The sequence below is a fragment of the Streptomyces sp. NPDC127177 genome (genome assembly GCF_042672475.1).
In the GTDB taxonomy this organism is placed as follows: domain Bacteria; phylum Actinomycetota; class Actinomycetes; order Streptomycetales; family Streptomycetaceae; genus Streptomyces.
On record NZ_JBHXUW010000073.1, the window covers coordinates 25,241 to 35,712 of the forward strand.

Sequence of the window (10,472 nt, forward strand, 5' to 3'; positions counted from 1 at the left end):
GCCCCGGGTGAATGCAGTACGTACTTCATTGTCCCGCACGCGCCAAGGTGCTTCGCCCCGGGGCCCTCCATACGTGCACCGGACCCGCCGGGCGGGGCCCGCCCCTCCCCGGGACCGACCCCCGGGCGGGCGTCTTCCTCACCGGAATCGACCTCCCCGGGGTCACCTCCCGTACCCTCGACCCCATGTCGCTCTACGCCGCGTACGCCGGCAACCTCGACGCGCGGCTGATGACGCGCCGCGCACCGCACTCGCCGCTGCGCGGAACCGGCTGGCTGAACGGCTGGCGGCTGACGTTCGGCGGGGAGCAGATGGGCTGGGAGGGCGCGCTGGCCACCGTGGTCGAGGCGCCGCGCTCCCAGGTCTTCGTCGCCCTGTACGACCTGGCGCCGATGGACGAGGACTCCATGGACCGCTGGGAGGGTGTCGGCCTCGACATCTACCGGCGGATGCGGGTCCGGGTGCACACCCTGGACGGCGAGGAGCCGGCCTGGATGTACGTGCTGAACGGATACGAGGGCGGGCTGCCGTCCGCCCGCTACCTGGGCGAGATCGCGGACGCCGCGGACTCGGCGGGCGCGCCGCACGACTATGTGATGGAGCTCCGCAAGCGCCCCTGCTGAGGGTTCGGGAGCGGCGCCGGCCCACCGTTTCCGGCCGTCGCGGCGAGACTGTTGTGGGAACAGACGAACGAACGCGGCGAGACTCTGTACGAGAACATCTACGCGCGTAGGGAATCAGCGGTTACGCTCATCCGCGTGAACGCATCAGTTATTCCGGACCACATCCAGGGCGACCCGCACGCCGCCGCTGCCGACGCCGCCGCCCGCCTGCGCGAGCTGACCGGCGCCGAGACCCACGACGTCGCTCTCGTCATGGGCTCCGGCTGGGCCCCCGCGGGCGATGCGCTCGGCATTCCGGAGGCCGAGTTCCCGGTGACCGCCCTGCCGGGATTCCCCGCCCCCGCCGTCGAGGGCCACGGCGGCACGATCCGCTCGTACCGGATCGGCGACAAGCGCGCCCTGGTCTTCCTGGGCCGTACGCACTTCTACGAGGGCCGCGGCGTCGCCGCCGTCGCCCACGGGGTGCGCACCGCGGTCGCCGCGGGCTGCGGGACCGTCGTACTGACGAACGGCTGCGGCGGACTGCGCGAGGGCATGCGCCCCGGCCAGCCGGTCCTGATCAGCGACCACATCAACCTCACGGCGGCGTCGCCGATCATCGGCGCCAACTTCGTCGACCTGACGGACCTGTACTCCCCGCGGCTGCGGGCGCTGTGCAAGGAGGTCGACGCGACCCTCGAAGAGGGCGTGTACGTGCAGTTCCCCGGCCCGCACTACGAGACGCCGGCCGAGATCAACATGGTCAGGGTGATGGGCGGCGACCTGGTCGGCATGTCCACCGTGCTGGAGGCGATCGCGGCCCGGGAGGCGGGGGCGGAGGTGCTCGGCATCTCCCTGGTGACGAACCTGGCCGCCGGGCTGAGCGGTGAGCCGCTGAACCACGAAGAGGTGCTGCAGGCCGGGCGCGACTCGGCGACCCGCATGGGCTCGCTGCTGGCGCGCCTGCTGGACCGCATCTGACGGATCCGTCCCGGGGGCGCGCCGCCCCCGTACCCCCACGCCTCCGACCGGACGCCCCACCCCCGCCGGCGTTCGAGGCGCGGGGTCCGGGGCGGAGCCCCGGTTACGGGAAGGGGCGGGGTGGGGAAGCCTGCCGCAGGCACCCCCGCCCGCACCGCACGCCGACACACCACACCCACCCCCGGAAGGCGGACCACCGTGCAGCAGGACCTCATCACCCTGGCCAGGACCTGGCTCGCCGAGGACCCGGACCCCGACACCCGCAAGGAGCTCGCCGAGCTCATCGACGCCGAGGACCTCGACGAGCTCGGCGGACGGTTCGCCGGCACGCTCCAGTTCGGCACCGCGGGCCTGCGCGGTGAACTGGGTGCCGGACCGATGCGGATGAACCGCGCCGTCGTCATCCGCGCGGCCGCCGGACTCGCCGCGTACCTCAAGGCCCAGGGACAGACCGGCGGCCTCGTGGTCATCGGGTACGACGCCCGCTACAAGTCCACCGACTTCGCCCGCGACACCGCGGCGGTGATGACCGGCGCCGGCCTGCGGGCAGCGGTGCTCCCCCGTCCGCTCCCCACCCCCGTACTCGCGTACGCCATAAGGCACCTGGGCGCCGTCGCGGGCGTGGAGGTGACCGCGAGCCACAACCCGCCGCGCGACAACGGCTACAAGGTCTACCTCGGCGACGGCTCGCAGATCGTCCCCCCGGCCGACGGAGAGATCGCCGCGGCGATCGCCGCGGTCGGCCCGCTGGACACCGTGCCGCGCCCCGACGACGGCTGGCAGACCCTCGGCGAAGAGGTGCTCGACGCCTATCTGGCCCGTACGGACGCGGTACTGGCCGACGGTTCGCCCCGTACCGCCCGCGTCGTCCACACCGCGCTGCACGGCGTCGGAACGTCCGTGCTCACGGCGGCCTTCGACCGCGCGGGCTTCCCCGCCCCGGTCCTCGTCGCCGAGCAGGCCGAGCCCGACCCGGCGTTCCCCACGGTCGCCTTCCCCAACCCGGAAGAGCCCGGCGCGATGGATCTCGCCTTCGCCACCGCACGCCGCTGCGACCCCGACGTCATCATCGCCAACGACCCGGACGCCGACCGCTGCGCCGTCGCCGTCCCGGACCCGGCCGCCGACGGCGGCTGGCGGATGCTGCGCGGCGACGAGGTCGGGGCGCTGCTGGCCGCGCACCTCGTCCGCCGGGGCGTCACGGGCGTGTTCGCCGAGTCGATCGTGTCGTCGTCCCTGCTCGGCCGGATCGCCGAGAAGGCGGGTCTCGACTACGAGGAGACGCTGACCGGCTTCAAGTGGATCGCCCGGGTGGACGGTCTGCGGTACGGCTACGAGGAGGCGCTCGGCTACTGCGTCGACCCGGACGGCGTCCGCGACAAGGACGGCATCACGGCCGCGCTCCTGGTCGCCGAACTCACCTCCGTACTCAAGGAACAGGGCCGCACACTGCTCGACCTGCTGGACGACCTCGCGGTCGAGCACGGGCTGCACGCCACCGACCAGCTGTCGGTCCGGGTCGAGGACCTGTCCGTCATCGCGGACGCCATGCGCCGCCTGCGCGAACAGCCGCCGACCGCACTGGCGGGCCTGGCCGTCACCTCGGCCGATGACCTCCTCCAGGGCACCGAGCTGCTGCCGCCCACCGACGGCCTCCGCTACCACCTGGAGGGCGCCCGGGTGATCGTCCGGCCGAGCGGCACCGAGCCGAAGCTCAAGTGCTACCTGGAGGTCGTGGTGCCGGTCGCCTCGGCCGGCGGGCTGCCCGCGGCCCGCGCGAGGGGCACGGAGCTGCTGACCGGCATCAAGCGGGACCTGGCGGCCGCTGCGGGGATCTGACGGCCCCCGCACCGGGGAGAGCGGCCGACGGGCAGGCCGGGCCGTCCCGGGGACGGAAGGGAGAGGTGTGCGACGGACGCGCAGCGCCGCATCCGCCACCTCTGCCTCCCGCCCCGCCGGACGCGCCGTCATCTCACCCCGCGAAGCGCGCCATCCAGGCCTCGACCTCGTCCGCCGACCGGGGCAGGCCCGCCGACAGGTTCTCGTGGCCGTCCGCGGTGACGAGCAGGTCGTCCTCGATGCGGACGCCGATGCCGCGCCACTCCTCGGGCACGGTGAGATCGTCCGGCTGGAAGTACAGGCCGGGCTCGACGGTGAGCACCATGCCAGGCTCCAGCGCGCCGCCGACGTACGTCTCGTTCCTGGCCTGTGCGCAGTCGTGGACGTCCAGACCGAGCATGTGGCCGGTGCCCGCCATCGTGAAGCGGCGCTGGAGGCCGAGTTCGTACGCCCGGTCGGCCGGGCCCTCGATGAATCCCCATCCGACCAGCCGGCCCGCGAGGTGGCGTTGCGCCGCCTCGTGGAAGTCGCGGTACGCGGCGCCCGGCTTCACGGCGGCCATGCCCGCCTCCTGGGCCTCGTACACCGCGTCGTAGACCTTGCGCTGCAAGGGCGTGAACGTGCCGTTGATGGGCAGCGTGCGGGTGACGTCGGCGGTGTAGAGGGTGTGCGTCTCCACGCCCGCGTCGAGCAGGAGCAGGTCACCGGGGCGCACCGGGCCGTCGTTCTCCGTCCAGTGCATGATCGTGGCGTGTTCGCCGGCTGCGCAGATCGTGCCGTAGCCGACGGCGTTCCCCTCCAGACGGGCGCGGCGGAAGAACGTGCCCTCGATCCACCGCTCGGACGAGGCGACCGCCCGGGAGAGTTCGCCGACCACGTCGGTGAATCCGCGCACGGTGGAGTCCACCGCCTTGCGGAGCTCGGCGATCTCCCAGTCGTCCTTGACGAGCCGCAGCTCGCTGAGCGCCTCCTCCAGTTCGGCGTCGCGCTCCGCGTCGGAGGTGACGGCGGCCTCCAGGGACGGGTCGATGGAGCGGACGATCCGGGTCGGCGCACCGGTGGCGGCTGCCAGGTCGGCGGCGGCCGTGCGGACGTCGCGGCAGGGCAGACCGAGTACGCGCTCCGCCTCGGCGAGCGAGCGACGGCGGCCCATCCACAGCTCAGCCGTGGCACCGGTCCAGAACTCGTCGTTGTCCCTGCTGTCCCGGGGCAGTTGGAAGCAGTAGGCGTCGTGGCCGCCGTCCGCGCGGGGTTCGAGGACGAGTGCGCCGTCGCGGGCGCGGTCGCCGGTCATGTGCACATAGCCCGAGTACGGCCGGAACGGGTAGCCGTCGTCGTTCGAGCGGACCTTGATGTTCCCCGAGGGGATCACGAGGCGTTCGCCCGGGAAGCGCGCGGAGAGCGCGGCGCGGCGGCCGGCCGCGTACGGGGCCTGCTCGTCGGGCCGGGGGTCGTGCCGCTCGGTGTCCGCCCAGCCGGTCCGCATCAGAGCGGACAGTTCCTCGGAGATCCCTGCGTAGAGACCGTTCTTCCGTCGGCCTTTCGCCACGTCTGCACCTTCTTCCGGCTTGCTGATGGGCTTGTTGATGGGCTTGCTGGTGGACTTGTCCGTGCGCTTGTCCGTGCGCTTGTCCGTGCGCTTGTCCGTGCGCTTGTCGATGCGCTTCTCCCGCCGGTGCTGCTCGGCGGCGGCATGCGGACGCTATCCCGCACCGCGCGCCCCCGGGGCCGGGCAGTGCCACTGGCACAGATCGGCCACACCCGTGCGGGGGCCGTCGGATAATGCGGGTATGACGCACGCGAAGCTCGGCGAGGCCCTCCGCCTGCTGGGGCTCGGCCACGCGGCGGGCCAGGTCTATCTGGCGCTGCTCGATCTGGCCCCGGCCCCGCTGAGCACGGTCGGCGCGGCGGCGGGTCTGGGCGGGGCCGAGCTCGACGCGGCGTACGGGGTTCTGGTGGACGCCGGTCTCGCCAGTGCCGGAGAGGGCGAGGACGTGGTGGCCCCCGTGCCGCCCGCCGCGGGCCTGGAGATCCTGGCCCGGCACCGGGCCGGCGAGGTCGAGGAGTCGCGCATCGCCGTCGGTGGCGCGTTCGAGTCGTTCCGGCGTCAGCGGCTGGCCGCGTACAACGACGATCTCGTCGAGGTCGTCACCGGGGACGCGGTCGGCCCCCGGATCCGGCACGCCTGGGCGAGCGCCCGCGACCGGATCCGGCAGTTCGAGTCACCGCCGTACTTCCCGCTGTCCGGCGCCACGGACGACGCGCTGGCCACACTCGCCCGCGGTGTGACGCAGCGCGTCATCTACTCGCGGGAGTCGCTGGAGCACCCGGGCCATCTGAAGGACGTCATCGAACCGTGCGTCAACGCCGGTGAGCAGGCCAGGGTGTTGCCGTCGGTGCCGGTCAAGCTGGTGATCATCGACGACGCGTACGCGCTCGTATCGCTTTCCATCCAGGAGGCGGACGTGCACAACACCATGCTGGTCGTGCAGCCGTGCGGACTGCTCTCCGCGCTCATGGCCCTGTTCGAGCAGTCCTGGCAGAACGCCCTGCCCTTCCACGGCAGCACCGCCCGCCCCGGCGGGCTGCCCCCCGTCGACCGCCGCCTGCTGTGGCTCCTGGCGGGCGGTGCGAGCGACGAGGTCATCGCCCGCGAGCTGGGGATCAGCCGCCGTACGCTCTTCCGCCGCCTGCAGATCCTGATGGCCCGGCTGGGCGCAGCCAACCGCTTCCAGCTGGCCCTGCAGGCTCAGCGCAGCGGATGGCTGTGAGCGGCGAGGCCACTCACGGATGCCCTTCTCAGCCCGTCGCCCCCAGCACCACCAGCAGCACCGCGCCCACCGCCGCCGGCACGATCACCTCGTACGCCCAGCGCACCGAGGTGACGGCGTCGCCCGCGACGGGCTTGTCGCCCGCGCGTTCGGCCAGGTCGCGCAGGTCCACCACCGTCTGGTCGGCGGCCGCCGTCCGTGCCTTGCTGTCGCTCACGTCGGCGGTCACGGACGTCCTGCCGTACGGATCGTCGACCGACTGGCGCGACTGCCTGCGGGCGGCCTTCTTGCGCTGCCGCAGCGACACCGGCACCGCCCAGAGCTGGTACTTCGCGCCGCCCTGCGTGAACACCTCGCTGGAGTAGCCGGCCCGGACGTCCGTGACGTCGGTCCACGGCAGGGTGATCGTGCGGAACGGGTTACGGATCCGGATGCGCCGGTCGTTGGCGAACACCACCGGGCGCAGGGTGAAGGCGATCACCAGCGGCACCGCGGTCAGCAGCCCGGCCAGGGACAGCCACGGCACCCGGCCCTCGCCCCGGATCGCGGCGTCCACACCGATCCAGAAGATGAGCAGGAGCAGCATGGCGCCCGCGACCAGCCCGGCGGGCGACCGGTAGGTCCGGTCTGCGTAGGTGGGCTCGGCGGGGGGCGTGGGGCTCGTCATGGGCCCGATTCTGCCTGACGGGCACCGGGGGCGCGGGGGCGGCTTCCCGATGAGGGGCCGATGCGGGTGTCCGCGGTCCTGCCGGTGATCCTTCCGACCGTCCTGCCGGTGATCGACCCCGTCCCCGGGCCGTGCCGGCAGGACGAACGACCTGGGCCCCTGTACAGGCCGCTACGCGCGTAGATATGCTGCTGTGGTGACCATGCCCACCACAGCTCCTGCATTCTCCGACGCGACGGCGTCCGACAGTGCGCTGCGCCGCTTCCTGCACGGCCTGCCCGGCGTCGACGCCGTCGGCCTCGAAGCGCGTGCCGCCTCGCTCGGAACCCGTTCGATCAAGACGACGGCCAAGGCCTACGCCATCGACCTCGCCATTTCGATGATCGATCTGACGACGCTGGAAGGCGCGGACACCCCGGGCAAGGTCCGGGCGCTCGCCGCGAAGGCCGTCAACCCCGATCCCACCGACCGCACGGCTCCGCGCACCGCCGCCGTCTGCGTCTATCCCGACATGGCGGCGACCGCGGTCGCCGCGCTGGCCGGCTCCGGCGTGAAGGTGGCGTCCGTCGCGACGGCCTTCCCGGCCGGCCGCGCCGCGCTCGACGTGAAGCTCGCGGACGTCCGCGACGCCGTGGCCGCCGGGGCCGACGAGATCGACATGGTGATCGACCGGGGCGCCTTCCTCTCCGGCCGCTATCTGAAGGTGTACGAGGAGATCCTCGCCGTGAAGGCCGAGTGCGGCCGGGCACGGCTGAAGGTGATCTTCGAGACCGGCGAGCTGTCCACGTACGACAACATCCGGCGCGCCTCCTGGCTCGGGATGCTGGCGGGCGCGGACTTCATCAAGACGTCGACCGGCAAGGTCGGGGTCAACGCGACCCCCGCGAACACCCTGCTGATGCTGGAGGCGGTGCGCGACTTCCGGGCGCAGACCGGCGTCCAGATCGGCGTGAAGCCGGCCGGTGGCATCCGTACCTCCAAGGACGCCCTCAAGTTCCTGGTCCTGGTGAACGAGACCGCGGGCGATGACTGGCTGGACAACCACTGGTTCCGCTTCGGCGCCTCCAGCCTGCTGAACGATCTGCTGATGCAGCGCCAGAAGCTCAGCACCGGCCGTTACTCCGGCCCCGATTACGTGACGGTGGACTGATCCCCATGGCATCTGCATTCGAGTACGCACCGGCCCCCGAGTCGCGGTCGGTCGTCGACATCGCGCCCTCGTACGGGCTGTTCATCGACGGCGAGTTCAGCGAGGCCGCCGACGGCAAGGTCTTCAAGACCGTCTCGCCGAGCAGCGAGGAAGTGCTGTCCGAGGTCGCGCGGGCCGGCGCCGAGGACGTGGACCGCGCCGTGAAGGCGGCACGCAGGGCGTTCGAGAAGTGGTCGGCGCTGCCCGGCTCCGAGCGCGCCAAGTACCTGTTCCGCATCGCCCGGATCATCCAGGAGCGCTCGCGCGAGCTGGCCGTCCTGGAGACCCTGGACAACGGAAAGCCGATCAAGGAGACCCGCGACGCGGACCTCCCGCTGGTCGCCGCGCACTTCTTCTACTACGCGGGCTGGGCCGACAAGCTGGACCACGCGGGCTACGGCGCCGACCCGCGCCCGCTCGGCGTGGCCGGCCAGATCATCCCGTGGAACTTCCCGCTCCTGATGCTGGCCTGGAAGATCGCGCCGGCGCTCGCCACCGGCAACACGGTGGTGCTGAAGCCCGCGGAGACGACCCCGCTCTCGGCGCTGTTCTTCGCGGACATCTGCCGCCAGGCCGGACTGCCCAAGGGCGTCGTCAACATCCTCACCGGCTACGGGGACGCGGGCCAGGCGCTCGTCGAGCACCCGGACGTCAACAAGGTCGCCTTCACCGGCTCGACCGCCGTCGGCAAGGCCATCGCCCGCGGTATCGCGGGCACGGACAAGAAGGCCACGCTCGAACTGGGCGGCAAGGGCGCCAACATCGTCTTCGACGACGCCCCGATCGACCAGGCCGTCGAGGGCATCGTCACCGGCATCTTCTTCAACCAGGGCCAGGTCTGCTGCGCGGGCTCCCGGCTCCTCGTCCAGGAGTCCGTCGAGGACGAGCTGCTGGACGCGCTCAAGCGCCGGCTGACCACGCTGCGCCTCGGCGACCCGCTGGACAAGAACACCGACATCGGCGCGATCAACTCCGCGGAGCAGCTCTCCCGGATCACCGCGCTCGTCGAGACCGGCGAGGCCGAGGGCGCCGACCGCTGGTCGGCCCCCTGCGAACTCCCTTCCGCGGGCTACTGGTTCGCGCCGACCCTGTTCACCGGTGTCACCCAGGCGCACACCGTCGCCCGGGACGAGATCTTCGGCCCGGTGCTGTCCGTGCTGTCGTTCCGTACACCGGACGAGGCGGTCGCCAAGGCCAACAACAGCCAGTACGGCCTCTCGGCCGGCATCTGGACGGAGAAGGGCTCCCGCATCCTCGCGGTGGCGAACAAGCTCCGGGCGGGCGTCGTCTGGGCCAACACGTTCAACAAGTTCGACCCGACCTCGCCGTTCGGCGGATACAAGGAGTCGGGCTTCGGCCGCGAGGGCGGCCGTCACGGTCTGGAGGCCTACCTCGATGTCTGACGGGCGACTGAGCGTCTTCAAGACCTACAAGCTGTACGTCGGGGGCAAGTTCCCCCGCTCCGAGAGCGGCCGGGTGTACGAGGTGACGGACTCCAAGGGCAAATGGCTGGCCAACGCGCCCCGGTCCTCCCGCAAGGACGCCCGCGACGCTGTCGTGGCCGCGCGCAAGGCGTTCGGCGGCTGGTCGGGCGCGACCGCGTACAACCGCGGCCAGGTCCTCTACCGCGTCGCCGAGATGCTGGAGGGCCGCCGGGAGCAGTTCGTACGGGAGGTGGCCGAGGCGGAGGGGCTGTCGAAGTCCAAGGCCGCCGCCGTCGTGGACGCGGCGGTCGACCGCTGGGTCTGGTACGCGGGCTGGACCGACAAGATCGGCCAGGTCGTGGGCGCGGTGAACCCCGTCGCGGGCCCCTACCTCAACCTCTCCACGCCCGAACCGACCGGCGTCGTCACGGTGCTGGCCCCGCGGACGTCGTCGTTCCTGGGGCTGATCTCGGTGGTCGCCCCCGTGATCGCGACGGGCAACACGGCCGTCGTCATCGCCTCGGCGGACGCCCCGCTGCCCGCCCTGTCGCTGGGCGAGGTGCTGGCCACCTCGGACCTGCCGGGCGGTGTGGTCAACATCCTGTCCGGCAGGACGGCGGAGATCGCCGCACCGCTCGCCTCCCACCAGGACGTGAACGGCATCGATCTCACGGGCGCCGACGCCGAACTGGCGAAGGAGCTGGAGATCGCGGCCGCCGACAACCTGAAGCGGGTTTCCCGTCCACAGGCTGTGGACGGCGGCGACTGGTCGGCCGACCCGGGCACGCGACGGCTCACCGCGTTCCTGGAGACCAAGACGGTCTGGCACCCGACGGGTGCGCTGGGCGTGTCGGGCTCCTCGTACTGACGCGCACGCGGGCGTGGGGGCGGGCGCGCGGGCGCGCCGCACACCCCCCCCCCCACCTGGAGACAGAAAAAACAAAAAAAACCCACCACACAAACAACCAAAAACAAAAACAGAAAAAAGAAGAAAAAATG

The 10,472-nt window shown here is 72.0% G+C and carries 9 protein-coding genes; 7 read left to right on the forward strand and 2 right to left on the reverse strand.

The window, feature by feature from the left end:
- Window positions 1-185: 185 nt before the first annotated feature.
- The 3 genes from ACFVJX_RS31810 (at window position 186) to ACFVJX_RS31820 (ending at window position 3,422) form a co-directional block, all read left to right on the forward strand.
- Entirely contained in the window at window positions 186-623 is a 438-nt protein-coding gene (locus tag ACFVJX_RS31810; protein WP_024490113.1) for a gamma-glutamylcyclotransferase, read from the forward strand.
- 135 nt (window positions 624-758) lie between these two features.
- Window positions 759-1,583, forward strand: a complete 825-nt coding sequence (locus ACFVJX_RS31815) for a purine-nucleoside phosphorylase (protein ID WP_384133892.1) — start codon at window positions 759-761, stop codon at window positions 1,581-1,583.
- 198 nt (window positions 1,584-1,781) lie between these two features.
- Window positions 1,782-3,422 carry a phospho-sugar mutase gene (locus ACFVJX_RS31820; RefSeq protein WP_384133889.1) on the forward strand — a complete coding sequence of 547 codons (1,641 nt, stop codon included), beginning with the start codon at window positions 1,782-1,784 and terminating at the stop codon, window positions 3,420-3,422.
- Window positions 3,423-3,555: 133 nt separating this feature from the next.
- Here the strand turns inward: ACFVJX_RS31820 and ACFVJX_RS31825 are convergent, their stop codons facing one another.
- A complete protein-coding gene (locus ACFVJX_RS31825; RefSeq protein ID WP_384133886.1) occupies window positions 3,556-4,971 on the reverse strand; it encodes an aminopeptidase P family protein in 1,416 nt (471 codons plus the stop codon).
- A gap of 241 nt (window positions 4,972-5,212) precedes the next feature.
- Between ACFVJX_RS31825 and ACFVJX_RS31830 the strand changes: the two genes are divergently transcribed.
- Window positions 5,213-6,193, forward strand: coding sequence for a LuxR family transcriptional regulator (locus ACFVJX_RS31830; protein WP_384133883.1), 981 nt, complete (start codon window positions 5,213-5,215; stop codon window positions 6,191-6,193).
- Between the two features lie 28 nt (window positions 6,194-6,221).
- On the opposite strand, the gene ACFVJX_RS31835 is transcribed toward ACFVJX_RS31830, so the two are convergent.
- Window positions 6,222-6,860, reverse strand: coding sequence for a PH domain-containing protein (locus ACFVJX_RS31835; RefSeq protein ID WP_384133880.1), 639 nt, complete (start codon window positions 6,858-6,860; stop codon window positions 6,222-6,224).
- A gap of 202 nt (window positions 6,861-7,062) precedes the next feature.
- On the opposite strand from ACFVJX_RS31835, the gene deoC reads away from it, so the two are divergent.
- The 3 genes from deoC to ACFVJX_RS31850 are packed head-to-tail and all read left to right on the forward strand — an operon-like array spanning window position 7,063 to window position 10,341.
- Window positions 7,063-8,010 (forward strand): deoxyribose-phosphate aldolase, encoded by a 948-nt coding sequence (gene deoC / locus ACFVJX_RS31840; protein WP_384133950.1) that lies wholly within the window; start codon window positions 7,063-7,065, stop codon window positions 8,008-8,010.
- A 5-nt stretch (window positions 8,011-8,015) separates the two neighbouring features.
- A complete protein-coding gene (locus ACFVJX_RS31845; RefSeq protein WP_384133877.1) occupies window positions 8,016-9,452 on the forward strand; it encodes an aldehyde dehydrogenase family protein in 1,437 nt (478 codons plus the stop codon).
- Window positions 9,445-10,341: an aldehyde dehydrogenase family protein gene (locus ACFVJX_RS31850; RefSeq protein WP_384133874.1), complete on the forward strand. Its 897-nt coding sequence runs from the start codon at window positions 9,445-9,447 to the stop codon at window positions 10,339-10,341. The genes ACFVJX_RS31845 and ACFVJX_RS31850 overlap by 8 nt, the downstream gene beginning before the upstream one ends.
- The last annotated feature ends 131 nt before the right edge of the window (window positions 10,342-10,472 follow it).

What these genes read in the sequence shown, in the direction of transcription:
- ACFVJX_RS31810 (WP_024490113.1), top strand. Translation starts at nt 186, where the DNA reads ATGTCGCTCTACGCCGCGTACGCCGGCAACCTCGACGCGCGGCTGATG.
- ACFVJX_RS31830 (WP_384133883.1), top strand. Translation starts at nt 5,213, where the DNA reads ATGACGCACGCGAAGCTCGGCGAGGCCCTCCGCCTGCTGGGGCTCGGC.
- ACFVJX_RS31835 (WP_384133880.1), bottom strand. Translation starts at nt 6,860, where the DNA reads ATGACGAGCCCCACGCCCCCCGCCGAGCCCACCTACGCAGACCGGACC.
- deoC (WP_384133950.1), top strand. Translation starts at nt 7,063, where the DNA reads ATGCCCACCACAGCTCCTGCATTCTCCGACGCGACGGCGTCCGACAGT.
- ACFVJX_RS31845 (WP_384133877.1), top strand. Translation starts at nt 8,016, where the DNA reads ATGGCATCTGCATTCGAGTACGCACCGGCCCCCGAGTCGCGGTCGGTC.
- ACFVJX_RS31850 (WP_384133874.1), top strand. Translation starts at nt 9,445, where the DNA reads ATGTCTGACGGGCGACTGAGCGTCTTCAAGACCTACAAGCTGTACGTC.